Origin of the sequence: uncultured Marinococcus sp., from assembly GCF_947493875.1 — a bacterium.
Classification (GTDB): Bacteria; Bacillota; Bacilli; order Bacillales; family Marinococcaceae; genus Marinococcus.
Genome location: NZ_CANLSU010000003.1, coordinates 417652 through 441997, shown reverse-complemented (window position 1 = coordinate 441997; position 24346 = coordinate 417652). Strand labels below are relative to the sequence as shown.

The window sequence follows — 24346 nt, the reverse complement described above, 5'->3', positions numbered from 1 at the left end:
GGGTGATTATACTTGAAGCTGTATACCAAACAGGGGGACCGTGGAGATACCTCCGTGGTGGGCGGAAAAAGAAAAAAGGACGATGCCAGAGTTGAAGCGTTTGGAAGCTTTGAAGAAGTTAACGCATTGATTGGCAAGGCGCAGTTGATGGCGGTGGAGGAAAAAAGCGGGCCAGATCTGCAAAAGGATCTTGAGCGTATTCAGCATGAATTATTTGACTGCGGCAGTGATGTGGCTGACATAAGGGCTGAGGCGGTGCGTAAGGTTGATAATTCCACCGTGGAATGGCTCGAGCGCCGGATTGATCAATATACGGAGGAAGCCCCGGCGCTGAAAAAATTTATTCTTCCGGGAGGGACGGCTCTTTCGGCAGAGCTTCATTTCGCCCGCACCGTTTGCCGGAGGGCAGAACGGGAGCTTGTTCGCGCAGGAGAAACCGAAGACGTGCCCGCACCGGTGCTTATGTATATAAACCGCCTGTCGGATTACCTGTTCAGTGCCGCGAGAATTGCGAACAGCCGGTCGGGCAAAGCAGACGTTGAATATGAACGAAGCGCAGAAGTATTTACTACGGAACAGGATAGGAAAAACAAAAAATGAAGCAGCTTCCGGAGCAGACTATTCAAACACAGCTGAGCGGTGAAGATGTTTTCATTGACGTCGGGCTGCTACGCTGGCTGAATGAGCAGAGCGGGCCAGTGGAACGGGACAACTGGCTGCTTTCTGCATGCTTGTTCTTTCTGACCCGTCTGAAGGTGCATGGACATATCCGGCTTGATGAGGACGGGCATATCCACCGGCGCTTCTGGAAGGTCATGGAGAAGTCGCTGAAGCTGGAAAAGCACGGGAAGCATATTAAAACGAAGCATATTTTTATCTACTGCTTTTTAGAACAGATGGCCATGCAGAAGCAGTGGATTCAAAAAGACGGGAAGCATGCATTTATTACCCGCAGTGGTAGTGCTTTTTTGCATGAAAACCGGGAAAAACAGCTTAATGAACTGCTTGGCTATTTGTGGCCAAAAGCATAAAAAGTGAAAACGACGGGCCTGGGCCCGTCGTTTTTGATATCACTAAAAGAATTTTAAAAAAACAGATAGAAGGAAAACTGTACAAAAAAAGCGTGCCCGTGGGCGCGCTTTTTTGTATTATGGCTATAGTTCAATCGTGTCGGCCAGAGAAATTTCTTCAATGGACGTTAAATCCTTTACGACATCCTGGTTGGCTTCACGGTCAACGGCGAGCATCATGATAGCCTCGCCGCCTTCTTCGCGGCGTCCCACCTGCATGGTGGCGATATTGATCTGATGCCGTCCTAGAATTTGTCCCATTTTACCGATAACCCCCGGCTTGTCCGTATGCTGGATATAAATAAGATGGCCGGTCGGATAGAAGTCGACATTAAAGTCGTTAATGCGGACAATACGTGGGCCGTATTCCTTCACATACGTGCCGTACAGCGCAAACGAACGGCCTTCGCCTTCGACGGTCGCCTGAATCAGGTTGGAATAGCCGAGCGACTGGGAGCCGAACTGCTCCCCGTAGTCAATGCCCCGCTCCTTGGCGATGGTGGAAGCATTCACATCGTTGACCGGCGCGTCGATGCGGCTCTGGAGAAAGCCGGCGAGCAGAGAGCGGGTCAGAATGGACGTTTCAAGGTCGGTGACGTTTCCGCTGTAGCGTACGTTCAGCTCCTGAACAGGCGTTTTTACGCTCTGGGACATGATGTTACCCATGCGGCGGGCAAATTCATAGTACGGGCGTATCGCTTCAAACTTTTCTTTTGACATTGTCGGGAGATTGATAGAGTTTAAGGCAGGGAGCCCCTGCAGAAACTGAAGCACTTCGTCTGAAACCTGGGAAGCCACATTTAACTGGGCTTCTTTTGTTGAAGCGGCTATGTGCGGCGTGCTGACTACCTGGTCAAACGCGACGAGAGGGTTTTCATTCGCCGGTTCTTCTTCGTAAACATCAAGGGCCGCGCCAGCCACATGGCCGGTTTCGAGATAATGGGCGAGTGCTTCTTCGTCAATAATGCCGCCGCGGGCGCAGTTTAAAAGCATAACTCCAGGCTTTGTTTTGCCAAGGTTCTCGTGGCCAAGCATGCCTTTTGTATCCTTGGTGAGCGGTGTATGAACGGTGATTACGTCCGCCTCCCCGAGCAGCTCTTCGAAGTCCCGCAGGTCTACGCCCATTTCGTTTGCCCGTTCCTTTGTCAAAAACGGATCATACACGATGACGCTCATTTCAAAGCTCTGGGCCCGCTTGGACAGCTCCGAACCAATACGGCCGAAGCCTACAATGCCAAGCGTCTTTCCGCGAAGCTCCGTTCCCTGGAAGCCTTTACGGTTCCATTCACCGGATTTCAGTGAAGCGTTCGCCTGCGGAATTTTCCGGGCGAGCGAAGCCATCATGGCAAATGTATGCTCGGCCGTGGAGATTGTGTTGCCGTCCGGGGCATTTATCACCACAACCCCTCGTTTGGTAGCGGCATCGATGTCAATGTTATCCACACCGACACCGGCGCGGGCTACGATGCGGAGGTTTGGCATGGAATCCATTACTTCTGCTGTGACAGTGGTGCCGCTCCGGACGAGCAGGGCATCAAACGAATCTAGCTCTTCTGCATCATCAACGTGCTGCTGAACGCACTGTACCTGATCACTTTCAAGCAGCGGGGCGAGGCCCTCGCTGCTCATCGAATCGGATACAAGCACACGAAACGTCTGATTGCTGGTCACTGTTTCTTCTTCGTTCATAGTTTTCTGCATGTTACTCCACTCCCTTGTTCGTTCATTCACAAAAAGTTTGTTGACGTTTTGTGCTTTAAATGTCCAAATGTATTTCTCTGGAGGACAAATGTCTATGCGTAGTTGGGAAGAACTTTATCATACTCCAGTACAGGTGTCAATTTACCTGACGCCGCCGGAAATACGAAAAAGAGACTGGTATTCAGCCTCTTCGGTTACGCGCATGTATAAAAAACCGGCGGCAGAAAATACCCGCTGCCGGCCCGTTTTATAATTACTGGTTGTTGTAGCGGTCGATGGATTCCTGCACAAGCTTAGCTGCTTCTGCTTCGTTTTCCCAGCCGCCGATTTTAGTCGTTTTCTTTTCAAGCTCTTTGTACGTCTGGAAAAAGTGGGAGATTTCATCAAGCTTGTGCTGAGGTACGTCATCAAGCGTAGTTACTCCTTCAAAACGCGGGTCCTCCGTTGGCACAGCCAGCAGCTTCTGGTCCTCGTCCCCATCATCGATCATGTTTAAATAGCCGATGACCCGTGCGTCAATGACGCAGCCTGGGAAGGTTGGGTTGGTAACAAGTACGAGTACGTCAAGCGGATCGCCGTCGAGCGCAAGCGTGTCATCGATGTAGCCATATTCCGCTGGATAAAACATCGGGGAGAATAGTACGCGGTCGAGTTTAAAGACCCCTTTATCTTTGTCAAATTCGTATTTGTTCTGGCTGCCTGTCGGAATTTCAATAAGTACTTCCACTTCTTTGTTCTCTGCCAAGGCAATCTCCTCCTTCAGTATGTATAGTAAACATCTTCTGCATTATAGCAGGAATGAAACATGGAAGAAAGGCAGGGGAAAGAATCCGTAAAAAAACCTCCCGGACGCCGGGAGGAACGGTGCTTATTCGAATTTAAACGGATCCCCGGCGAACGGTTTTTCCGCGACTTTGATGGAATCGGTCGGGCAGCCTTCAAAAGCGTCGATCATATCCTCTTCAAGGTCGTCCGGGATGCTTTCTGTACCCTGGTTGTCATCGACAATATTTTCGGCCAGGCCCTCCTCATCGTAATCGAAAATATCGGGAGCTGCTGCTCCGCAGGCACCGCAGGCGATACATGTATCTTTATCAACAATGGTGTATTTCGCCATCTGTGTCCCTCCATATGATTAAATATCTATAAATTTATGCGCTTGAGCGAAGAGCGTCGTAAGGTCTATTCCATATTGTATTTCTTCATGATAAACTTTTCAACAGATATGAAATGCCCCGCACAGCCTAACGTGTGGCATTTTGATGAACGAATAGAAAGGAAGAGGCGTATTGCTGTTTCAAGAGGCGATGATCCTGATAGCATTAAAAAGGCTCCGCGGAGAGCGTACAGACGCTTCTGCCTATCATCTTTTGTCCGGAAAACGCTCCTCCCAGACGATCACGGATGCCAAATGGTTTCAATCAAAGGATCTGTTCGGGGCGGTTCCTGCACTTGATAAGCCGCAATTTGAACGCCTTACCGCCTCTTTTTACCAACGCGGCTGGCTGGAGACCGGAGGAGTACCGGGTGCTGAGGCTTCCGCTGCCATCGAGCCGTGGGAGAAGATAGTAGAGGAGGCGGGCTTTGATGGATGGACGTACCGTGACACGGGACGGCAGTTTTGGAGAAGGATTGCTCTGTTGATTCAGACGCTCTCCCACCTGTATCAGCAGGAAAAACAGTTTGTTCCTATTATTCAGGACGTGGCAGCACAGGAGTGGGTGAAACGAAAGCTTGCGGCCTGGGGCCCGGAAAAATATACTGTTATGAACAGGTTATATGGAGAAGTGAAAAATTGTTTGCATGAACTGAAAGAGGTGCAGGCATTTATATTTGCGTACAGGCTGACAGGAGTGGAAAATCTCGGGAAAACGACAGAGCAGATAGCGCGCTTCCAGGGCAGGGAAAAGGTTGAAATTGAGTACTTGTTTCAGGGGGCTGTGCACTCTTTAATAAAAAAAGCGGAAAACCAACCGGGGACGGTGCTTCATGAATGCCTGGATACCGAAGGGAATCCTAAGCTTACCGTTACAGCTGAAAAGACGCTTAATTTCATAAATCATGGAATGACGCTCGATGGAATCGCCCGTGCCCGGCGGCTGAAGGAGAGCACTATTGAAGACCATTTCGTGGAAATTGCGGGTGAGGTCGAAGAATTTTCCATTGATCATCTGGTGCCGCGAGAAAAGCAGGAAGCAATACGCCGGACAGCTGTATCTCTTGATACGTTTAAGCTGAAAGCGCTGAAAGAACAGCTGGATGTTGATGTCACATATTTTGCGATCCGGCTTGCACTGGCAAAAGGAGGGGAGAAAGGTGAGCGGAAAAACAGAAGCGCTGAATAAATACTTTGGCTTTCCTTCTCTGCATGAATACCAGGAGCCAATTGTGGATGCGCTGCTTGCAGATACAGACACCCTGGCTGTTCTGCCAACTGGAAGCGGCAAATCCATCTGCTTTCAGCTGCCCGCTTTAATGAAGAACGGTCTGACGATTATCGTTTCCCCGCTGCTCTCATTAATGGATAATCAGCTTCAGGAGCTGCGGGCGAAACATATTAAAACAGCTGCCGCCTACAACAGCTTTATGACCCCGGAGGAAAAATCCCGGGTGCTGGGCCGGCTTTCGTCGTTAAAGCTTTTGTATATTTCCCCGGAAGCTCTTTCACTGCCGTTTATCGTAGAGCGGCTGAAGACGGTAAAAGTGTCAATGATGGTAGTGGATGAGGCTCACTGTATTTCCCAGTGGGGGCATGAGTTCCGTACGGATTATTTGAAAATCGGGCCGGTACGGCAAGCATTGGGACGTCCATGTATGGCAGCCTTTACGGCAACGGCGACACCGGAAGTGCAGATGGACATAAAAAAACAGCTGCAGATGGAAGAGCCGGCAGAGTACATTCATTCGGTGGATCGTGCGAATATCGCTCTATTTGTTCAGCAGTGCAGGGACGAACGGGAAAAGAAAAAAGAAATGATCAGGCTCGTCCAGAAGGCTCCGGGCCCCGGCCTGGTTTACGTATCGAGCCGGAAAAGATGCGAAGAGCTTAAAGCACTGCTCCAGGAAGAAACATCCCACCGTGTGGAGGCGTATCACGGCGGACTCGAAAATGAGGCCAGATTAATGATTCAGCAGCAGTTTTTACACGGTGATCTGGATGTCGTTGTGTGCACAAATTCCTTTGGGATGGGGCTGAATAAAGCCGACGTCGAATTTGTTCTTCACTATCATTTTCCAAAAGACGCAGAATCGTATATTCAGGAAATCGGGCGAGCAGGGAGGGACGGAAGGCAGGCATGGGCAGCGGTGCTCTACCTGGAGGAAGACATTATTATTCCGCAGATGCTGATGGAATCGGAGCTTCCCCCTGTAAATGAAATCGGCCCTGCATTGGAAACGGCAGCCGGAAGCAGCCGTGGAGAAATAACAGATGATCTGATAAATAGAATGGGATGGACAGAAACTGCTGCCCGGTTTCTTGCGTACTATCTTGATAAATATCCAGGAAAGCGCCGGGGAGAGCTTCATGAAGAATTGGAAAAGCAGGTGCAGCAGCGATGGTTTGAAAAGCAGAAAAAGCTCAAGGCTATGATACAATGGTTGGAAAATAACGAAGCCTGCCGGAGACGTTTATTACTGCAGGTTTTTGGGGAAGCTTTAAGGAAACGTCCCGAGCCCTGCTGCGATAGGTGCGGGGGCAGGATTCCTTTTCGTGAGCCTCAGGGAGTAGAGAGAGAACAAGAAACAGCACCGTGGGAAGCACGACTGCAGGAGCTGTTTTTCGGAAGGGAGAGAGCGTAGCATGAATAAAACACGCATGGAAAGGCGAAACGCCGGTGCGGAGGAAAATGCAAAGCATCCGGACGCAGAACGAAGCCGCCTCGGCCGCCGCCGGGGCAGTATGGGCGGGGAGACTTTAAATGAAGAGGAAAATCAGGAGGCTTCAAGACGTTCACGTTACTCTGGAAAAGATGAAGAACCCGATGAAGAAGAGAGCCCCATGCTGACTCTTCCCCATACGCTGTTGGCTGCATTTATATTTATTGTCATTACCGCCCTGGCGTCCCCGTTTATCATAAGTATGTTTCAGTAGAAATGAACGCGGCGGTTGTTTCAGTCAGCGGTGAAGACAGAAGAAGACCGACAAAGCAGGCGATCACGCCAAAGATCATTAATACAAACGGCCAGGTGAGCGGTTTTTTTCTGAATAAAAAATATAAAAGCAAAAAAAAGCCTCCTCCAAATAAAGCGGCTCCTGCTAAAAAGACAATAAGATCCATCGTTTAAATACCTTCTTTCCGGTCAATTTTTCCCTTACACAAGTATAGCGGAGATAAACGGTATACGTATACTCGTTTTTAAATTGTCCGGAAACGTTCAAATTTTATAAAGGAAAAGAGGGGTTCCATCATGAAAAAATGGCTGCTGGCTCCTCTTCTTTTTTCTGTGCTGTATGCCGGCAGGGTCCTGCAGGAAACATGGCAGAACAAAGTGAGAACTCATGAGCTTGATTACAAGAATCTGCCGCCGGAGGTGGAGGGCTGCTCCATCTTTTTCATTACCGATATTCACCGCCGGCGGGTGTCACCTGCATTATTCCGGCAGCTCGAACGGGAGCCTGACCTGATTATTATCGGCGGCGACCTGGCCGAGCTCGGGGTGCCGGCTGAACGTATCAGACAGAATCTACGCCTGCTCCGCAGCTATGCACCGGTCCTGTTTGTCTGGGGGAACCATGACCTGCAGGTGGGCCGCAGATGGCTGAGGCCGCTGCTGCATCAGGAAGGAATCGAAATTCTCGAAAAAAAAGCGTATACGTTGAACGAAAGTGCTTTTACCATTGCTGCCTTCGGAGAGGAACGCTTTTACGAATCCTACCGTAACCCGGCAGGTCTGCCGGAGGCAGACCTGCTTATCGCCCACAACCCGGAAGCATATTACCGGTACGGCCCTTTTTCCGGACGTGCGGCCTATATGCTTACCGGCCACACCCATGGCGGCCAGATCCGGCTGTTTGGCTGGGGGCCGAAATTAAAGGGAGGCTGGTATAATGAAACCTCCCAGTCTTTGTTTATCAGCAACGGCTACGGCACGACCAGCATACCGATGCGCCACGGCGCCCCGGCGGAAACACACCTGTTTGTGCTGACAAACAGCCATTTCAGCAGCGAATAAAGGAGTATGAATATGAAGGAACAAGTAATTATTATTGGGGGCGGGCCATGCGGTCTGTCGGCAGCTATCGCTTTAAAGCGCAGGGGAATTGATGCGGCTATCATAGAAAAGAAAAATATCGTTCACAGCATTTACGAGTATCCCGTCCATCAGACGTTTTTCAGCTCTGCGGATAAACTCGAAATCGGCGGCCATCCCTTCCCGGTGGTAGACCGAAAGCCCCGGCGCCAGGAGGCTCTGGTTTATTACCGCAAGGTAGCGGAAGCGGAAAAACTCCGTATTTATAACTATGAGGAAGTACAGACGGTCCAGGAAACGGACGACGGCTACCTGGTTCAAACCGAAACGCTTCAGGGCGAGACCCGGGAGTGGGAAGCTCTTCACGTTATTATAGCCACAGGCTACTACGATAACCCAAACCATATGGGCGTGCCTGGAGAAAGCCTGCCGCATGTAAAGCATTACTTTGAAGAAGCCCATCCTCACTTTAACCAGCAGGTCGTAATTATCGGCGGAAGAAATTCAGCTGTGGATGCTGCTCTTGCCCTTGAGCAGGTGAACGCACAGGTGACGGTGCTCTACCGGGGAGAGGCGTATTCCAAAAGCATCAAGCCGTGGATCCTTCCGGATTTTCAGGCAATGGTCCGGCGCGGTGCAGCCCATATGGAGTTTGAAGCAGACGTGGTGCGTATTGAGCCTGACCAGGTTGTTTATGAGCAGGGGGGCGTCTCCCACTCCGTACCTGCTGACTTTGTTTTCGCCATGACCGGCTATCATCCATCAAGAGCTTTTTTCCGCCAGCTCGGTATCGCCGTTGATGAACAGTCGGGCCGTCCGTCCTTTGACGAAGAAACGATGGAAACAAACCGGGAAAACATTTATATTGCCGGAGTCATCGCTGCCGGTGATGAAGCAAACGAGATATTTATCGAAAACGGGCGCTTTCATGGAGAAAAAATAGCGGAAAATATAGCACGAAAAAAAGCCACTTCGTTTTGAAAAACTGGTGGCTTTTTAATATGGAGGGGGAGGCTATTCAATATATTCAAAACAGTCGCGTATGTTTTCGAGCGGCCGCTTTTCATCCAGGGCAGCGAGCAGCTTCAGGCGCGCTTTCTGGCCGTTCAGCCCGTTCGTAAAAATAACGCCCTTTTGCTTCAGCTGGTAGCCGCCTCCTTCGTAGCTGTAGGTGGCCTGGACCACACCGCTGTGGCAGCGGGAGACAAGAACCACAGGCACCTGCTTGGCAATCGAATCCTCAATCAGCGGCACGATGGTTGGAGGAATGTTCCCCTGACCGAATGCTTCGATGATAATACCGTCAAGAGGCTGGTCAAGCAGCGGGGAAAGTAAAGCAGCATCCATGCCGGCTGCCATTTTTAAGAGGAGTACCTTCTTGTTCATATGGACCGGTGAAAAATGCTCCCGGCTCACCGGATAGTGATGAATAAATATTTCGTTGTTTGTCACAAAGCCGAGTGGCCCATATTGCGGACTCTGAAAAGTGGCGATGTTGGATGAGTGGGTTTTTGTCACGTTTTTTGCAGAATGAATCTCTTCGTTTAAAACGACGAGAACACCGATGTTCCGGGCTTTATCACTTGCGGCGGTGCGGACTGCTGCAAGGAAATTCTGAGGGCCGTCAGCGCTGATCTCATTGCTTGAGCGCATAGCACCCGTCACTACCACCGGCAGGTCTTTGTCGTGAAAAAGATCGAGCGCGTAGGCGGTTTCTTCCAGGGTGTCGGTGCCGTGGGTAATAACGACGCCGTCATATGTATCCTCGGAAAGCTTCTCAAGCATATGCTCGTGCAAAGAAAGCATGTGCTCCGGAGTAATGTGAGGGGACGGCAGATGCAGGAAATCGCTCGTCACAATTTCAGCAATTTGATTGGCAATACGGCTCCAGTGGCTTAACGGATTGTGAAGCCCCGGTTCCACGCCGCTTTCCTCCGTCTGGGTCATGGCGATCGTGCCGCCTGTGTGAATAACCAGTATTTTTTTCATTTCAATTCCTCCTCGTCGGCTCGGCTGTGAGTGGCATTATTCTTTTACGAATCTGAACATAGCATGATACGATACGTTTAACAAGAGAGGGTGAGAACGAAAGGTGATCGCACTGATTATGGCGGCCCTGGCGCCGGCTGTTGCTTTACTGTTATATTTCACATTAAAACGCCGGGCGGACGTAGAGCGGAGGCTGCCGGTCATCCGTGCGTTTGTCATAGGGGTACTGATTGTGTTCCCGGTACTTGTGATCGAGCATGCGCTTGAAACGGAAGGGGTAAGCATACCGTTTTTTGCGGCGCAGTATACCCAGGCTGCCGTACTTGAGGAAGGCATCAAGTTTTTCCTGCTGTATACGTTTGTGCTTCGATTTGCCCCGATTAAAAATACATACGACGGCGTTATTTACGGGCTTTCCCTGTCGCTTGGCTTTGCTTCACTTGAAAACATCCTGTACTTAATTGCAAACGGCATTGAAACGGCTGTCACAAGAGCTCTGCTGCCGGTAACGGTGCATGCGCTCCTGGGTGTGATTATGGGGTATTATGCGGTATCAGCGAAGCGCGCCTCCCGTCATGGCAGGCGCTTCTTCTCTTTTTTCCTTGCTCTCGCTATTCCGCTTATCTTCCACGGGCTGTACGACTATATACTGAGTGCTTCTCTAGGCAATATTCTGTATTATCTTGTCCCGTTCATGCTATTTTTGTGGTGGTTTGCGTTGTCGAAAGCAAATAAAGCCAATGCGAAATAACAACTCGAAAGGACGAAGCTACTATGTCAGAAGACCGCCGTTACCGCGTTGTTATCCGCTGTCCGAAATGCGGGGAAAAGTATATTCTCCGCGGCAGAAAGAACAAGGCCGGGGAAATGGAAACGGGTTTTCGCCGCTGCGTCTGTGGTAATGAAAACCAGCTGCACGTGGATATTGCGCCGGAATAAAAAGGCTGCTTGCAATATCAATTCGTTTCCTGTACTTTGGAAAGTAATCATATAACGTTTCTTATCAAGAGAGATGGAGGGATCGGCCCTTGGAAGTCTCAGCAACCAGCCGCAGGCAATGCGGTCAGGTGCTAACTCCTGCAAGCTGTGCTTGCGAGATGAGAAGAAGTATTGCATGCCAAGGTCTTCTTCTGTCTAAGGAAGAAGGCCTTTTCGTACATTTAATGCATTAATTTTAAAGAAATGAGGGCTGTGACATGTCAAAGCAACTGCAGATAGAAACCATCCTGGCACAACTGGGGAATAATTCTGACCCGCGGACCGGGGCGATCAACCCGCCTGTTTATTTTTCCACAGCGTATAAGCATACAGGCATCGGAGAGTCCACAGGATACGACTATTCCCGGACGGCTAACCCGACGAGAGATCTGCTTGAAAACGGTATCGCTGCGCTTGAAGGAGGTAAACATGGGTTTGCCCTCAGCTCGGGGATGGCTGCTATACAGACGCTGTTTGCGATATTTGAAACTGGTGATGAAGTGATTGCCACAAGCGATATTTACGGCGGTACATACCGTCTGTTCGAGGAGGGATGGCGGCACTGGGGCGTGACGGTTACATACGGCGACCCGAGGGATCTCGAAGCCTTTGAACAGCTGATAACAGATAAGACGAAGGCCCTGTTTATTGAGACGCCGACAAACCCGCTGATGCAGGAAGCAGATCTGAAGGAGCTTTCGCTGCTCGCGAAAAAGCACGGGGCCTGGCTCATTGTAGACAATACGTTTTACACTCCAGTGCTTCAGCGTCCGATAGAAGAAGGTGCTGATATTGTGGTGCACTCGGCCTCAAAATATTTGGGCGGTCACAATGATTTGATTGCCGGGCTGATTGTATCAAACGTGGACGAGCTTTCTGAAAAAATTGGCGCGCTTCAAAACGGCATGGGAACAATTTTAAGCCCGTTTGACTCCTGGCTTCTTATGCGCGGGATGAAAACCTTAAAGCTCCGCATGAAGCAGCATACAGAAAACGGAAAAGCGATCGCAGAGTACCTCAGCCGTCACGAGAAGGTAACAGATGTGCTTTATTCGGGTCGGGGAGGCATGCTTTCCTTCCGTCTTGAAAACGAAGAGTGGGTGGATTCATTTTTGCGAAACATTAAAATCATTACGTTCGCAGAAAGTCTGGGCGGAGTCGAAAGCTTTATTACGTACCCGGCCACGCAGACGCATGCAGACATGCCGGAAGCAGTACGGGTCCATAACGGTGTTGATAACCGTCTTCTCCGCTTCAGCATTGGCATAGAGGATAAGGACGATTTAATTGAAGATCTCGAACAGGCGCTCAGAGCGCTGTAACTCATAAGCAGGAGAGGGGCAAAGCTATGAACGTACTCGAAAAACTCGATTCCTCGATTTTGATCGGTGACGGGGCCATGGGCACGTATCTGTACCAGAAGGGCTATAAGGGCTCGTTTGAAGCCATGAATTTAACGGATCCTGAGGCTGTGGAGCATGCTCACCGGGAATACGCAGAAGCCGGGGCGGATATTTTACAGACAAACACCTATGCAGCGAACCGGGTGAAGCTTGCAGGCTACGGCCTTGAAGATAAAGTGCAGGATATTAACCGGGCCGGCGTGCAGCTGGCGAGAAATGCCTCCGGAGGCTCAGCGTATGTATTTGCTACAGTCGGCGGTATAAAAGGCGTTCAGGTGAGCGAACATTCGGATGACTTTTTAAGAGACGCGCTGCAGGAGCAGGTGGATATCTTGCTGGCGGAACCGGTGGATGGCCTGCTGCTTGAAACGTTCTATGACCTGCCGGAGCTTCTGCAGATCGTCCGCTACATTCGGAGCAGAGATGCAGAAATTCCGGTTATTGCCCAGGTGGCGCTTGGAGACGTCGGGGTCATGCACGGGGGAGTGCAGATCAGTGAAGCCTTCAGCCGGCTTGAGGATGCCGGAGCTTCGGTGGTCGGGCTCAACTGCCGGATGGGCCCGTATCATATATTGAAATCACTGGAGCAGGCGGAACTGACCGACCGGGCGTACTATTCCGCCTACCCTAACGCCAGTCTGCCAAACTGGTACGACGGCCGTTACGTGTACCAGTCCAACCCCGAGTACTTTTACAAGCAGGCGTTCCGTTTTAAAGAGCAGGGCATCCGTCTGATTGGCGGCTGCTGCGGTACGACGCCTGAGCATGTCCGCATGATAGCGGAAGCGGTCAAACACGACGCTCCAGAAAAAACGAAGCGTCCGGTGAAGGTGGAGACTGCGGTGGCTGAGGCGACAGCCGATAAGGAACCGTTTGTGCCTCTTCATGAAAAAGTAAAAAACGAAAAAACAGTCATCGTGGAGCTGGATCCGCCGAAAAAGCTGAAAACTGGAAAATTCATACGCGGCTCCCAGGCGCTTCATGACGCAGGGGCTGATGCGGTTACGCTTGCCGATAATTCCCTTGCCTCCCCCCGTATCGACAATCTCGCAATGGGAGCGATGCTTAAGCAGCAGACCTCTGCCCGGCCGCTGCTGCATATCGCCTGCCGGGACCGGAACCTGATTGGCCTCCAGTCGCATCTGCTCGGGCTTCATACCATTGGCGTGCGGGATCTGCTGGCGATCACCGGTGATCCTTCGAAGGTTGGGGATTTTCCGGGGGCAAAGTCTGTGTATGATGCCAACTCCGTATCGCTTATTTCCCTGATCCGGGAAATGAACGAAGGACGGCTGTTTTCCGGGAAATCCCTCGGGGAAAAAACGAATTTTTCCATCGGGGGAGCCTTCAATCCCAATGTGCTTCATATTGATAAAGCTGTAAAAAGGCTGGAAAAGAAAGTGAATGCAGGCGCGCATTATTTTATGACTCAGCCGGTGTATGATATAAACCGGATTAAAACAATCCATGAAGCGGTAAAGGAGCTGAAGGCGCCTGTTTTTATCGGCATCATGCCTCTTGTGAGCGCGGGAAATGCAGAGTTTCTTCATAACGAGGTGCCAGGCATTCAATTGACGGAAGACACGCGAAAACGGATGGCAGCCTGCGGGGATGATGCTGAAGCAGCCCAACGGGAAGGTATCGCTATCGCAAAAGAACTAATTGATGAAACGCTCCGCTATTTTAATGGCATTTATTTAATTACGCCGTTTCTGCGCTATGAAATTACGGCCGAACTGACGAAATATGTTCGGGAGGAGACCAGTGCCGGCGTAACTGAAATTTAACAGTATTTCTTTCTATCCGATATATTTAGTAAAAGGGGTTTTAGCTATTGTACGAGATTGGAAGCGTTTGGCATCTGCATGAAAATATAAAAACGAAAGCACCACATGACAATGATATCCAATATAAATCCCAGCTGCTTGATGCAGATGAACACACGTTCACGATTGCCATGCCTTCGGAAAGAGAGACCGGTAAAATTACTTCCTTTCACGCAGGGAGAGCCGTCCACGTCTGGTTCGTCGGGGAGGATAGCGCTGTTTATTCGTTTCGCTCGACAGTACTTTCCCGCCAAAAGGGGCATATACCGGCCCTGATCATTGAACGTCCTGCGAAAAAGGAATGGCAGCGGGTGCAGCGAAGAAACTACGTGCGTGTGGAAACAAGCGTCAACGCAGCTGTTCACGGCCATTACCGCCCGTTCACCACGGTCACGGTAAATGTGAGCGGCGGTGGATGCATGATCGTCGTGCCGCCAAAAGCAAAGCTGCTTGAAGATGAACAGGTACAGATTACGCTCGCTTTCCCGATGGAAGATGGGGCGATGCATTATCTGCATTGTACTGCTGCGGTAAGAAGAGTACTGGAAAAAGAAGAACGCCGGCCGAAGCGGGCAAGCATGGAGTTTTTGGATCTTGCCGAAAAAGAGCGTCAGGCAGTAATCCGGTACTGTTTTGAACGGCAGCGGGCCGCAGCGAATCAGGAAAAACGAATAGGAAGCTAGTGCGTTAGACCGCCGGAGCGGTCTTTTTCTTTTTGTAAAGCACCGGTAAATAAAAAGTTCGGCAGGTACAATATATGCAAACGGGGCGAAATATGTTAGTTTTGAAAATGATGAGCAAATGCTAAATGTTCAACAATCTAATGGGCGGGGTGCAGGAGGATGAGAAAAATCAATATTGCGATCGACGGGCCGGCCGGTGCTGGAAAGAGCACTGTATCGAAGGGATGTGCCGTTCAGCTTGATTATACATACATCGATACAGGAGCAATGTACCGGGCGCTGTCGTTAAAGGCGCTGCGCACAGGCACGCCCCTGGACGACGGCGGGAAAATGACGGAGCTGTTAAAAGCCGCCAATATCCGCCTTGTGGGCAATCCGAGAGTGAGTGAAGTCTACCTCGACGGGGAAGATGTTTCTGCAGCTATCCGGACGAGTGAAGTGGACAGCGTAGTGTCTCTGACCGCGGCCCACCTTGGGGTGCGTGAGGAAATGGCCCTGAAGCAGCGCCGGCTTGCGGCAGAAAAAGGGGCGGTGCTCGATGGCCGGGATATCGGTACTACTATCCTTCCGGACGCGGAGTTGAAAATATTTCTGGTTGCTTCTGCAGAGGAGCGTGCAATGCGAAGGTACAAGGAGATGCAGGAGCGGGGGGCGCCGGCGGATTACGATGAAATTTACGAAGCGATCATTCACCGGGACGAGTTCGATAAATCCAGAGAGCATTCACCGTTAAAAAAAGCAGAGGATGCTGTGGAGATTGATACCACCGCTCTTACCATCCCGGAAGTTATCAGCAGGATCACAGCGCTTGCAGAAGAGAAGGTGAATTACTCCCATGATGTATAATATCGTAAAGTATTCTTCCTACTTTCTTGCGGTTATTTTTATGCGCGTCCGGGTGACCGGAAGGGAAAACGTGCCGAAGGAAGGGCCGGTTCTCATCTGCTCGAATCATATCAGCAACTTTGATCCCCCTTTGCTTGCCACTCATATTCGCAGAAAAGTGCACTTTATGGCTAAAAGCGAATTGTTTAATAAAAAAATTCTCGGTTTTATTATGTATTTTGTCGGAGCCTTTCCCGTCCGCAGAGGCGTAGTGGACCGAAAGTCATTGAAACAGGGAATTCAATTTTTAAACGAGGGACAGGTTTTATGTCTTTTTCCTGAGGGTACTAGGAGTAAAAGCGGGGAAATAGGAAAAGGATTAACCGGTGCCGGCTTTTTTGCTCTCCGTTCAGACGCGGCAGTAGTTCCGGTTGCTATCAGTGGCCGCTACGGTTTATTCCGGCGTGTGAACGTAGTGATAGGCCGGCCGGTGCCCATGCAGGACCTTCGGACGAATAAAGCGAAAGCTGAGGAAGCGACCGAAGTAATCATGGAAGAAATCAAAGCCGTTCATCAGCAGGCGAAGACAGGCACCAGCCGGCTGCAGTCCGGTTAATTCCTCAAAATCCCCAAACCCCATAGGCAGGATTTAAGGACACTGAAGGAGGCAATGGTCAATGGCAGATGAAATGAACAACGAACTTGAAGGTATGAAAGAGTTTAACGTGGGAGATATCATTACTGCCACAGTAACAAAGGTGGAAGAGAAACAGGCGTACGCGGATGCCGGCTATAAAGTGGATGCGGTTATTCCGATCAGCGAACTTTCCAGCCTGCACGTGGAGAAAGTAGACGATGTGCTCAAGGAAGGAGATCAGCTCGAATTCAAAGTAACAAAAATGGAAGATGATGAGCTGGTTCTCTCCCGCCGGGCAGCACTTGCCGATAAATCCTGGGGCGAGCTTCAGGAAAAGTATGAATCCGGCGATGTTATTGAGGCCCAGGTGGCTGAAATTGTCAAAGGCGGGCTTGTAGTCGATCTGGGCGTGCGCGGCTTTATCCCGGCTTCGCTCGTGGAAAGATATTATGTGGAAGACTTTTCAGATTATCAGGGAAAAACATTAAGACTAAAAATTGCAGAAATAGATCCGGAAGAAAACAAGCTGATTTTATCTCAGCGTGCCGTTCTGGACGAGGAGGCCGAAGTGAAGAAGAAAGAAGTGCTTGAAAACTTGAATGTAGGAGATACGGTGAAAGGAACAGTGCAGCGCCTGACTAACTTTGGCGCATTTGTGGATGTCGGCGGTGTCGACGGTCTTGTCCACATTTCGCAAATGGCCCATCACCGGGTAGAATCACCAGGAGAAATCGTCAACGAAGGCGATGAGGTCGAAGTGAAAATCTTAGCTGTTGATCCGGACAGCGAAAGAGTTTCTCTGTCGATTAAAGATACCCTTCCTGGACCATGGACGACCATTGAAGGACAAATTGAAGCCGGGGACGTTATCGACGGCCAGGTAAAACGGCTGGTCAGCTTCGGCGCATTCGTTGAAGTGGCTCCCGGAGTGGAAGGCCTTGTTCACATTTCCCAAATCGCGAACCGTCATATCGGAACGCCGGGAGAGGTTCTTGAAGAAGGTCAGGCAGTAACGGCTAAAGTGCTTGATATTAACCCTGCCGAACACCGTATTTCGTTAAGCATCAGAGAACTTGAAAATCCTGAAACCGGTGATTCGAAGGTTCAAAGCGAATACGAAGCACCGGAAGAAGATCATGCCGGCTTCTCCCTTGGAGATATGGTCGGCGATCAGTTGAAAAAATATAAAAAGTAAGGAGATTTGCTTGTGTCAAGGGCTAGGCGGAAACAGGACCACATTGAATATGCTTTATCCACAGGTTTTTCAGCCGAAAGCAGTTTAGATGACATTCAATTTGTCCATCAAAGTCTGCCTGACTCAGCTTCTCTTTATACAGATGCATCAGTAGAAATCGGCGGACTTTCGTTAAGTTCGCCGATTCTTATTAATGCAATGACGGGTGGAGGCGGCGGCGAAACAGCCGCTGTTAATGCTTCACTGGCAGAAGCTGCAGCAGCAACGGGCGTTGCTATGGCAGTCGGTTCTCAAACATCGGCCATCAAAAACGAGCAGGAATCCTATACATACAGAATCGTACGGGAAAAAAATCCTGATGGTATTATTTTTGCCAATACAGGAAGTGAGGTAAGCGTTGACCAGGCGGTGCAGGCGGTCGAAATGATTGAAGCTGATGCTCTTCAGATTCATTTGAATGTCATCCAGGAGCTTGTTATGCCTGAAGGTGACAGGGACTTTCAGGGAGCCCTGGAGCGGATCGGACGGATTGCAAGTGAGCTTTCTGTTCCGGTAATTGTAAAAGAAGTAGGGTTTGGCATTTCCTTTGAAACGGCAGTTAAGCTGAGAAGCTCCGGAGTAGCCGTTATTGACGCTGGTGGCAGCGGGGGTACGAATTTTTCCATGATTGAAAACAAAAGACGGGAGCGTCCGTTTGCTTTTTTCGATCAATGGGGTATCCCGACAGCAGCCGCTATCGCTGAAACTGTGCATGCCTGGCATCCCGGCAGCGTTATCGGTTCAGGGGGCGTAAGACACGGCCTGGATGTCGCAAGGATTATTGCCCTTGGAGGTAGCGCCAGCGGAATGGCAGGAGCCGTCCTAAGAGAAGCGAAAAACAGCGGAGCGGAGGGCGCTGCTTCTTTTCTCCGGCAGATACAGGAGGAATTGAAAACAGTAATGACGGCAGTTGGGGCTCAAAACATTAAGGAACTGCAAAGGGCACCAGTGGTTCTGCGCGGGGAAACAGCCCACTGGCTGAAGGAGCGAGGCATTGATACGTCTGTATACAGCCGCCGTTCGATATAAGGGGAGAAAAACCAACCAGGCGCATTTTGCTGCCTGGTTTTTCCTTGTTTTACCCGCCGGATACAAATTTGGGGGAGAGGAACGTATCTGTTTCATGTTATGATAATGAAGATAGATTTAGAGACAGAAAGGAATCAAAATGATGGTAAAACCTACAGTCGCCATTGTCGGCAGGCCAAATGTCGGCAAATCAACAATATTCAACCGTATTATCGGAGAACGAATGGCTATCGTCGAAGACGAGCCAGGTATTACAAGAGACAGGCTTTACGGGGAAGGTGAATGGCTGCACCGCTTCTTTCACGTGATTGACACCGGAGGCATTGAACTGAATGATGAACCTTTGCTCACTCAAATTCGGGAGCAGGCGAAGCTTGCTATCGACGAGGCAGATGTCATTATTTTTATCGTGAACGGGCGGGACGGCATTACGGCTTCAGATGAAGAAGTCGCAGATATTCTGCTTCGATCCAAAAAACCGGTCCTCACGGCCGTGAATAAAATAGACAACTATGAAATGCGGGAGCAGATGTATGAGTTCTATTCCCTTGGCCTCGGAGAAGTATTTCCGATTTCCGGTTCCCACGGCCTCGGCCTCGGTGATCTGCTGGATGAAGTGCTCGAACGGTTTCCTGTGGAGGACGAAGAGGAAAAGGACGATGACACGATTCATATGGCAGTCATCGGCCAGCCGAATGTGGGGAAATCCTCCCTCGTGAACGCAGTACTCGGGGAAGAACGCGTCATTGTGAGCGATATTCCGGGCACTACGAGAGATGCGGTGGACACGGAGTTCGAAAAAGACGGCCAGAAATACAGCATCATTGATACGGCGGGTATGCGCCGGCGGGGAAAAGTGTATGAAAAAGCAGAAAAATACAGTGTACTCCGGGCGATGCGTGCCATGGAACGGGCCGATGTAGCTGTTGTCGTTCTCGACGGCGAAGCAGGCATCCGGGAACAGGACAAAAAAGTAGCAGGCTATGCGCACGACTCCGGCCGGGCTATCGTTATTGTCGTTAACAAATGGGATGTAGTGGAAAAAGACGACAAAACGATGCACCGGTTCACCGAAGAAATTCGGGAGGAGTTCCAGTTCCTCGACTATGCCCCGATCGTTTTCCTTTCGGCCAAGACGAAGCGGAGAATACAGAACCTTTTGCCGGTAGTAAGTCAGGTGGCTGAAAATCATCACGTACGGGTCCCTACCAATGTGTTAAATGAAGTTATTATGGATGCGGTTATTATGAATCCAACCCCGACCCACAGCAATAAACGCCTGCGTATCAATTTTGCAACACAGGTGGCTTCAGGCCCTCCGGTTATCGTGTTGTTTGTAAATGATCCGGAGCTTCTGCATTTTTCATATCGCAGATATTTGGAAAATAAATGCCGCGAAGCCTTCTCGTTTGAAGGGACACCGCTTCGAATCGTGGCCAGAAAGAAAAACGAATAGCAGCCGGAAATGGTTTGGTAAGGGGAGAGTGCAATGGGAGTAATTCTTGCAGTTGTGATTGGCTATCTAATCGGCTCAGTTAGTTTTAGTTATCTATTTGTGCAGCGAATAAAAAAGGTGGACGTCCGTTCTGTCGGGAGCGGCAATGCCGGAGCCACAAATACCCGGCGGGTCCTGGGCACAAAATGGGCGGTGGTGGTGCTGCTTTTAGACGTGCTGAAAGGAATGGTGGCGGTCTGGCTCGGTTTCTTTTTCCAATGGACAGCCTCGGCCCTTTTGCCCGGATTTTTGTCGTTAAGCCAGGTGGACGGTCTGGCTCCCGCTCTTGGCGGTCTTGCCGCCGTACTTGGACATAACTGGCCGGTCTATTTTGGCTTCCGCGGTGGCAAAGGTGTAGCAACGGCCATCGGAGTTATTAGTGTACTAGTCTTTTTTCCGGCAATTTATGTCGGGATTATAGCGATTGCAGCGATTGCAGTTACCGGTTACGTGTCTCTAGGCTCTCTGTTGTTTGCTGTTTTAACCCCGGTGGCGGTTTTCTATACCCAGTCGACCAACGGACATCCGGAGACCTATCTGTATTTAACCGTTTTTCTTGGCCTTCTGTCGATATGGAAGCACCGTACAAATATCGTCCGCCTGCTGCGTGGCAATGAAAGCTCATTGTATAAAAAGAGCAGTGAAGGATAAAAGGAGTTAAAAACATGAAGAAACAGGCAGCTGTTATTGGAGCAGGAAGCTGGGGAACGGCCCTGGCTTCTGTGTTAGGACAAAATCAGCATTCGGTGCGTCTTTGGTGCCGCAGAGAAGCGCTGGCTGAAGAAATCAACACCACACACAGAAATGAAGGCTATTTAAAAGGGATTGTCCTGCCCGAAAATATAGTGGCCACCACTGATGTAAAGGAAGCAGCAGGTGAGGCTTCCTACATTGTGCTTGCGGTTCCGAGCGGGGCAGTAAGAAAAATCGCCCGCGAGTTAATGCCGTATCTTCACCCGGAAACCATTGTCGTACATGCAGCTAAAGGCATCGAGCCTGACTCCTTTTTAAGAGTATCGCAAATTCTCGAAGAAGAGTGGACGGATATTTCTTTTAAAGGAATGGCCGTGCTTTCGGGGCCAAGCCACGCGGAAGAAGTGGCAGAGCAGCAGCCAACCACTGTCGCGGTGTCAGGCACCTCTGAACAAGTACAGACCCGGGTGCAGGAGCTGTTTATGAACCAGGCTTTCCGTGTATACACAAATGATGATTTTCTCGGTGTCGAGATTGGCGGGGCGCTGAAAAACATTATTGCCCTCGGTATCGGTCTTACATCAGGACTTGGATACGGGGATAACGCAAAAGCTGCTTTAATGACAAGAGGGCTGGCGGAAATTACACGTCTTGGCACCCATCTGGGAGCATCCCCGCTTACCTTTACCGGCCTTTCGGGTCTTGGGGATTTGATCGTTACATGTACAAGTGAACACAGCCGGAACTGGCGGGCTGGAAATCAAATCGGCTCCGGCAAAAGCCTCGAAGACGTACTGGAGCAGATGGGGATGGTCGTTGAAGGAGTACGGACTACCGAAGCTGTCTACCACTGGTCCAGGTCTCTTGGAGTGGAAATGCCAATTACAGAAGGGCTGTACAAAGTCCTGTTTGAACACGTGCCGCCGGAGAAAATGGCAAAGTCCCTGATGGAGCGTGGAAAGAAAAATGAAAAAGAGCACTCCATCATGCTGCTCGATGATAATGATTAATGCGCCTGTTACGTTAAAGGCGCCCCTTTTGCTTTCTAAAAGGGCTTGTGCTAAAATTTCTCAAGACAAACAGCAGTGGCTGAAGGCAGCAGAAGTTGATTGGAGGACTTACGGTGGCTAATTTTGATCACGAAAAAATAAAAGAAGGTGTCAGGCTGATTCTTGAAGGTGTTGGTGAAGATGCCGGCCGGGAAGGCCTGCTCGACACTCCGGACAGGGTAGCCCGTTTATACCAGGAGGTTTTTGCCGGGCTGCATGAATCAGCAGACGAGCATTTAAAAACTGTATTTGGGGAAGACCATGAGGAACTGGTACTGGTAAAAGATATTCCGTTTTTTTCGATGTGCGAGCATCACCTTGTCCCCTTTTTCGGTAAGGCTCACGTAGCCTACATTCCAAAAGGCGGAATGGTGACAGGTCTGAGTAAGCTGGCCCGGACCGTGGAAACAATTGCCAAACGTCCGCAGCTTCAGGAGCGTATCACGTATACTATTGCAAACGAAATTGTTTCGACACTTGAACCTCACGGAGTGATGGTCGTTCTTGAAGCTGAACATATGTGTATGACGATGCGCGGCGTGAAAAAGCCGGGATCTATGACGGTAACGTCCGCAGTGAGAGGAACATTTGAAGAAGATCAGGCGGCAAGGAGCGAAGTTCTTTCGCTGATTAAGCACTGATCACCAGCAGATAAAAATCAGGCGCCTGCAGAAAGCAGGCGCTTTACCATGGGCACAAACCGAAAACAGGGAGGGTCTTAAAATGCAGAATGGAGATGATTTTATCGTCATCCGTGCAGAAGAAGACGGTGTCAACGTTATGGGCTTGACCCGCGGCAAGGACACTCGTTTTCATCACTTGGAAAAATTAGACGGCGGAGAAGTACTTATTGCTCAGTTTACCGAGCATACATCTGCGATCAAGGTACGCGGCAACGCGGTTATACAAACAAGCTACGGCGAAATAAAGGCAGGAAGCGGGGAAGATTAATGTAATCTTTCTTGGAAACAAAGAGCCTGTGCTATAATTGGAGAGCATAGGACGTAAGAAATGAAATCACCAGCATTTAAGGGGTTGGGGGAAGCGGCATGAACAACTACTGGACACCATGTGCAGAGGAAATAAAAAAAGAGTTTCAGCGCCTGACCCAGCACTCGTACATTGAGCAGAAAATCGGGCTGCCGGAAGCGCACGAAGAGACGGTTCACCTTCTGCTGGAAGCGTTAAGTGGGGCCAAAGTGCCCCGGAAACGGATGGTGGAACAAATTACAGCTGTACTGCTCGTGCAGTCAGCATTTAAGGCTCATGAACAGATTCACCTGCATAACGACGGCGATGACAAGAAAATAAGGCAGCTGACGATTTTGAACGGGGATTTGATGAGCAGTCTTTACTATCGTCTGCTCAGTACTGCTTTTCATCAGGAAATCCTTATAGTTTTCACATCAGCAATCCGGAGCATGAATGAAGCGAAAATGAAGCTGCATTTTGGTGAGTGCCAGGACTATACCGATATGCTTCAAACACTTAGAATGAGTGAAGCGGGCATTGTGGAAGCGGTTATCCATTTTTACGGGCGCACGCATCTTGCAGTGGCTTCCTCCTCTATTTTTGCCTTGAAAAGACTGCTTCATGAATGGGAATGGTTTGGCCGTACCGAAGAATTTTCAGCCAGCGCTGCCCAGGTGCAGCACTGGGAAGGTCACTCGCAGAGCGCCCGCCAAATATTAAAACAATTAATCGATCAAGAACACAGCTTTTTTCATCAGCATGTCGAAAAAGACGAACAGCTCTCTGAGGGGCTGCACTCGCTAATGGATGAATGGATAGCTGTAGGTATTGAGTAAAAGGGGTTTCAATGATGGCTACCCAAAAAGAAAATAAAGTATATCAGGTCTTCCAGTCTATTTCAGGCAACTACGACCACATGAACAGCGTGATCAGCTTTCGGCTGCATAAACGCTGGCGGAAAAAAACAATGAAGCAGATGAACGTCCACCGTGGAGCGAAAACGCTCGATTTATGCTGTGGCACGGCAGACTGGACGATTCAGCTTGGAAAAGCAGTAGGAAAAGGCGGCAGCGCTACCGGCATTGATTTCAGTGAAAAAATGCTGGAGGTCGGCCGGGAGAAGGTGCACCGGGAACAGCTCGCAAACATCGATTTAATACATGGAAATGTAAACAGCCTTCCGTTTCCGGATGACTCGTTTGATTATGTAACGATAGGCTTCGGTCTCCGGAACGTATCCGATTACCTGCGGGTGCTTAAGGAAATGCAGCGGGTGCTGAAGCCTGGCGGTACCGCTGTGTGCCTGGAAACGTCCTGGCCGGAAAACAGCCTTGTAGAAAAATTTTATTCCTTTTATTTTCAGTCGGTTATGCCGGTCATAGGGAAAGTGCTGATTAACCGGTACGATGAATATCGTTGGCTCCAGGAATCGACCATGGCCTTTCCGTCAAAAGAAACGCTTGGGGTTATGTTCATGGAAGCAGGGTTCAGCCGGGTGCAGATGTCTCCTTTTTCTGCCGGCACCGTCTGTGCCCATATTGCACGCAAAAAGTGATAAAATGACAGTGA

General features: G+C 49.9%; 29 protein-coding genes and 1 riboswitch. Of the genes, 24 read left to right on the top strand and 5 right to left on the bottom strand.

Features of this window, described 5'->3' with window-relative positions; genetic code table 11:
• The first annotated feature begins 12 nt into the window (after positions 1–12).
• Positions 13–600, top strand: coding sequence for a cob(I)yrinic acid a,c-diamide adenosyltransferase (locus tag Q0757_RS07945; RefSeq protein WP_298786031.1), 588 nt, complete (start codon positions 13–15; stop codon positions 598–600).
• Positions 597–1031, top strand: a complete 435-nt coding sequence (locus Q0757_RS07940; RefSeq protein WP_298786029.1) for a hypothetical protein — start codon at positions 597–599, stop codon at positions 1029–1031. The genes Q0757_RS07945 and Q0757_RS07940 overlap by 4 nt, the downstream gene beginning before the upstream one ends.
• Before the next feature lie 123 nt (positions 1032–1154).
• Here the strand turns inward: Q0757_RS07940 and serA are convergent, their stop codons facing one another.
• Positions 1155–2771, bottom strand: coding sequence for a phosphoglycerate dehydrogenase (gene serA / locus Q0757_RS07935; RefSeq protein ID WP_298786027.1), 1617 nt, complete (start codon positions 2769–2771; stop codon positions 1155–1157).
• A 94-nt stretch (positions 2772–2865) separates the two neighbouring features.
• Here serA and Q0757_RS07930 point away from each other — a divergent pair, with 94 nt between their 5' ends.
• Entirely contained in the window at positions 2866–3024 is a 159-nt protein-coding gene (locus tag Q0757_RS07930) for a hypothetical protein (protein ID WP_298786025.1), read from the top strand.
• On the opposite strand, the gene Q0757_RS07925 is transcribed toward Q0757_RS07930, so the two are convergent.
• Entirely contained in the window at positions 3025–3516 is a 492-nt protein-coding gene (locus Q0757_RS07925) for an inorganic diphosphatase (protein WP_022792297.1), read from the bottom strand.
• A gap of 123 nt (positions 3517–3639) precedes the next feature.
• Positions 3640–3888, bottom strand: a complete 249-nt coding sequence (locus Q0757_RS07920; RefSeq protein WP_298786022.1) for a ferredoxin — start codon at positions 3886–3888, stop codon at positions 3640–3642.
• A 172-nt stretch (positions 3889–4060) separates the two neighbouring features.
• On the opposite strand from Q0757_RS07920, the gene Q0757_RS07915 reads away from it, so the two are divergent.
• From Q0757_RS07915 to Q0757_RS07905, 3 genes are read left to right on the top strand one after another with little or no spacing between them, the layout of a single operon-like run.
• Positions 4061–5116 (top strand): helix-turn-helix domain-containing protein, encoded by a 1056-nt coding sequence (locus Q0757_RS07915; protein ID WP_298786021.1) that lies wholly within the window; start codon positions 4061–4063, stop codon positions 5114–5116.
• Positions 5088–6572, top strand: a complete 1485-nt coding sequence (locus tag Q0757_RS07910) for an ATP-dependent DNA helicase RecQ (protein WP_298786019.1) — start codon at positions 5088–5090, stop codon at positions 6570–6572. The genes Q0757_RS07915 and Q0757_RS07910 overlap by 29 nt, the downstream gene beginning before the upstream one ends.
• A gap of 1 nt (position 6573) precedes the next feature.
• A complete protein-coding gene (locus tag Q0757_RS07905; protein WP_298786017.1) occupies positions 6574–6864 on the top strand; it encodes a hypothetical protein in 291 nt (96 codons plus the stop codon).
• Here the strand turns inward: Q0757_RS07905 and Q0757_RS07900 are convergent.
• Entirely contained in the window at positions 6845–6997 is a 153-nt protein-coding gene (locus tag Q0757_RS07900) for a hypothetical protein (RefSeq protein ID WP_298786016.1), read from the bottom strand. The two genes, Q0757_RS07905 and Q0757_RS07900, sit on opposite strands and share 20 nt — an antisense overlap.
• A gap of 184 nt (positions 6998–7181) precedes the next feature.
• Between Q0757_RS07900 and Q0757_RS07895 the strand changes: the two genes are divergently transcribed.
• A complete protein-coding gene (locus tag Q0757_RS07895; protein WP_298786014.1) occupies positions 7182–7946 on the top strand; it encodes a metallophosphoesterase in 765 nt (254 codons plus the stop codon).
• 12 nt (positions 7947–7958) lie between these two features.
• Positions 7959–8945 carry a YpdA family putative bacillithiol disulfide reductase gene (locus tag Q0757_RS07890; RefSeq protein ID WP_298786012.1) on the top strand — a complete coding sequence of 329 codons (987 nt, stop codon included), beginning with the start codon at positions 7959–7961 and terminating at the stop codon, positions 8943–8945.
• A gap of 33 nt (positions 8946–8978) precedes the next feature.
• Here Q0757_RS07890 and Q0757_RS07885 read toward each other — a convergent pair whose 3' ends face one another.
• The gene (locus Q0757_RS07885) at positions 8979–9953 is read right to left on the bottom strand and encodes an asparaginase (protein ID WP_298786010.1); all 975 of its coding nucleotides are present in this window, start codon (positions 9951–9953) and stop codon (positions 8979–8981) included.
• Between the two features lie 103 nt (positions 9954–10056).
• Between Q0757_RS07885 and prsW the strand changes: the two genes are divergently transcribed.
• The 16 genes from prsW to Q0757_RS07805 all read left to right on the top strand — a co-directional run bounded on the left by prsW (position 10057) and on the right by Q0757_RS07805 (position 24332).
• Entirely contained in the window at positions 10057–10704 is a 648-nt protein-coding gene (gene prsW / locus Q0757_RS07880; RefSeq protein WP_298786008.1) for a glutamic-type intramembrane protease PrsW, read from the top strand.
• Positions 10705–10727: 23 nt separating this feature from the next.
• Entirely contained in the window at positions 10728–10892 is a 165-nt protein-coding gene (locus Q0757_RS07875) for a hypothetical protein (protein ID WP_176967630.1), read from the top strand.
• A gap of 58 nt (positions 10893–10950) precedes the next feature.
• A riboswitch (SAM riboswitch) is annotated at positions 10951–11057 on the top strand.
• A gap of 92 nt (positions 11058–11149) precedes the next feature.
• Complete coding sequence (locus Q0757_RS07870; protein ID WP_298786005.1) at positions 11150–12253, top strand: methionine biosynthesis PLP-dependent protein; 1104 nt, start codon at positions 11150–11152, stop codon at positions 12251–12253.
• A gap of 26 nt (positions 12254–12279) precedes the next feature.
• Positions 12280–14121 carry a bifunctional homocysteine S-methyltransferase/methylenetetrahydrofolate reductase gene (locus Q0757_RS07865; RefSeq protein ID WP_298786003.1) on the top strand — a complete coding sequence of 614 codons (1842 nt, stop codon included), beginning with the start codon at positions 12280–12282 and terminating at the stop codon, positions 14119–14121.
• Positions 14122–14168: 47 nt separating this feature from the next.
• Positions 14169–14843 (top strand): flagellar brake protein, encoded by a 675-nt coding sequence (locus Q0757_RS07860; protein ID WP_298786001.1) that lies wholly within the window; start codon positions 14169–14171, stop codon positions 14841–14843.
• Between the two features lie 159 nt (positions 14844–15002).
• The gene (gene cmk / locus Q0757_RS07855; RefSeq protein WP_298785999.1) at positions 15003–15689 is read left to right on the top strand and encodes a (d)CMP kinase; all 687 of its coding nucleotides are present in this window, start codon (positions 15003–15005) and stop codon (positions 15687–15689) included.
• Positions 15679–16284 carry a 1-acyl-sn-glycerol-3-phosphate acyltransferase gene (locus Q0757_RS07850; protein WP_298785997.1) on the top strand — a complete coding sequence of 202 codons (606 nt, stop codon included), beginning with the start codon at positions 15679–15681 and terminating at the stop codon, positions 16282–16284. The genes cmk and Q0757_RS07850 overlap by 11 nt, the downstream gene beginning before the upstream one ends.
• 61 nt (positions 16285–16345) lie before the next feature.
• A complete protein-coding gene (gene rpsA, locus Q0757_RS07845) occupies positions 16346–17500 on the top strand; it encodes a 30S ribosomal protein S1 (RefSeq protein ID WP_298785995.1) in 1155 nt (384 codons plus the stop codon).
• A gap of 12 nt (positions 17501–17512) precedes the next feature.
• Positions 17513–18568, top strand: coding sequence for a type 2 isopentenyl-diphosphate Delta-isomerase (gene fni, locus Q0757_RS07840; protein ID WP_298785993.1), 1056 nt, complete (start codon positions 17513–17515; stop codon positions 18566–18568).
• A gap of 142 nt (positions 18569–18710) precedes the next feature.
• Complete coding sequence (der, locus tag Q0757_RS07835; RefSeq protein WP_298786168.1) at positions 18711–20024, top strand: ribosome biogenesis GTPase Der; 1314 nt, start codon at positions 18711–18713, stop codon at positions 20022–20024.
• Between the two features lie 33 nt (positions 20025–20057).
• The gene (gene plsY, locus Q0757_RS07830; protein ID WP_298785991.1) at positions 20058–20714 is read left to right on the top strand and encodes a glycerol-3-phosphate 1-O-acyltransferase PlsY; all 657 of its coding nucleotides are present in this window, start codon (positions 20058–20060) and stop codon (positions 20712–20714) included.
• Positions 20715–20728: 14 nt separating this feature from the next.
• The gene (locus Q0757_RS07825) at positions 20729–21766 is read left to right on the top strand and encodes an NAD(P)H-dependent glycerol-3-phosphate dehydrogenase (protein ID WP_298785989.1); all 1038 of its coding nucleotides are present in this window, start codon (positions 20729–20731) and stop codon (positions 21764–21766) included.
• Positions 21767–21879: 113 nt separating this feature from the next.
• Entirely contained in the window at positions 21880–22446 is a 567-nt protein-coding gene (folE, locus tag Q0757_RS07820; RefSeq protein ID WP_298785987.1) for a GTP cyclohydrolase I FolE, read from the top strand.
• Positions 22447–22528: 82 nt separating this feature from the next.
• Positions 22529–22756 (top strand): trp RNA-binding attenuation protein MtrB, encoded by a 228-nt coding sequence (mtrB, locus tag Q0757_RS07815; RefSeq protein WP_298785985.1) that lies wholly within the window; start codon positions 22529–22531, stop codon positions 22754–22756.
• 98 nt (positions 22757–22854) lie between these two features.
• Positions 22855–23613 (top strand): heptaprenyl diphosphate synthase component 1, encoded by a 759-nt coding sequence (locus tag Q0757_RS07810; RefSeq protein WP_298785983.1) that lies wholly within the window; start codon positions 22855–22857, stop codon positions 23611–23613.
• Positions 23614–23627: 14 nt separating this feature from the next.
• Positions 23628–24332 carry a demethylmenaquinone methyltransferase gene (locus tag Q0757_RS07805; RefSeq protein ID WP_298785981.1) on the top strand — a complete coding sequence of 235 codons (705 nt, stop codon included), beginning with the start codon at positions 23628–23630 and terminating at the stop codon, positions 24330–24332.
• Positions 24333–24346: the final 14 nt, after the last annotated feature.

Bases quoted from the DNA above. Each gene is read 5' to 3' on its own strand.
- Q0757_RS07940 (WP_298786029.1), top strand. From the start codon at position 597: ATGAAGCAGCTTCCGGAGCAGACTATTCAAACACAGCTGAGCGGTGAA.
- serA (WP_298786027.1), bottom strand. From the start codon at position 2,771: ATGCAGAAAACTATGAACGAAGAAGAAACAGTGACCAGCAATCAGACG.
- Q0757_RS07930 (WP_298786025.1), top strand. From the start codon at position 2,866: ATGCGTAGTTGGGAAGAACTTTATCATACTCCAGTACAGGTGTCAATT.
- Q0757_RS07920 (WP_298786022.1), bottom strand. From the start codon at position 3,888: ATGGCGAAATACACCATTGTTGATAAAGATACATGTATCGCCTGCGGT.
- Q0757_RS07905 (WP_298786017.1), top strand. From the start codon at position 6,574: ATGAATAAAACACGCATGGAAAGGCGAAACGCCGGTGCGGAGGAAAAT.
- Q0757_RS07895 (WP_298786014.1), top strand. From the start codon at position 7,182: ATGAAAAAATGGCTGCTGGCTCCTCTTCTTTTTTCTGTGCTGTATGCC.
- Q0757_RS07890 (WP_298786012.1), top strand. From the start codon at position 7,959: ATGAAGGAACAAGTAATTATTATTGGGGGCGGGCCATGCGGTCTGTCG.
- Q0757_RS07885 (WP_298786010.1), bottom strand. From the start codon at position 9,953: ATGAAAAAAATACTGGTTATTCACACAGGCGGCACGATCGCCATGACC.
- Q0757_RS07875 (WP_176967630.1), top strand. From the start codon at position 10,728: ATGTCAGAAGACCGCCGTTACCGCGTTGTTATCCGCTGTCCGAAATGC.
- Q0757_RS07870 (WP_298786005.1), top strand. From the start codon at position 11,150: ATGTCAAAGCAACTGCAGATAGAAACCATCCTGGCACAACTGGGGAAT.
- Q0757_RS07865 (WP_298786003.1), top strand. From the start codon at position 12,280: ATGAACGTACTCGAAAAACTCGATTCCTCGATTTTGATCGGTGACGGG.
- cmk (WP_298785999.1), top strand. From the start codon at position 15,003: ATGAGAAAAATCAATATTGCGATCGACGGGCCGGCCGGTGCTGGAAAG.
- Q0757_RS07850 (WP_298785997.1), top strand. From the start codon at position 15,679: ATGATGTATAATATCGTAAAGTATTCTTCCTACTTTCTTGCGGTTATT.
- rpsA (WP_298785995.1), top strand. From the start codon at position 16,346: ATGGCAGATGAAATGAACAACGAACTTGAAGGTATGAAAGAGTTTAAC.
- der (WP_298786168.1), top strand. From the start codon at position 18,711: ATGGTAAAACCTACAGTCGCCATTGTCGGCAGGCCAAATGTCGGCAAA.
- plsY (WP_298785991.1), top strand. From the start codon at position 20,058: ATGGGAGTAATTCTTGCAGTTGTGATTGGCTATCTAATCGGCTCAGTT.
- Q0757_RS07825 (WP_298785989.1), top strand. From the start codon at position 20,729: ATGAAGAAACAGGCAGCTGTTATTGGAGCAGGAAGCTGGGGAACGGCC.
- mtrB (WP_298785985.1), top strand. From the start codon at position 22,529: ATGCAGAATGGAGATGATTTTATCGTCATCCGTGCAGAAGAAGACGGT.
- Q0757_RS07810 (WP_298785983.1), top strand. From the start codon at position 22,855: ATGAACAACTACTGGACACCATGTGCAGAGGAAATAAAAAAAGAGTTT.
- Q0757_RS07805 (WP_298785981.1), top strand. From the start codon at position 23,628: ATGGCTACCCAAAAAGAAAATAAAGTATATCAGGTCTTCCAGTCTATT.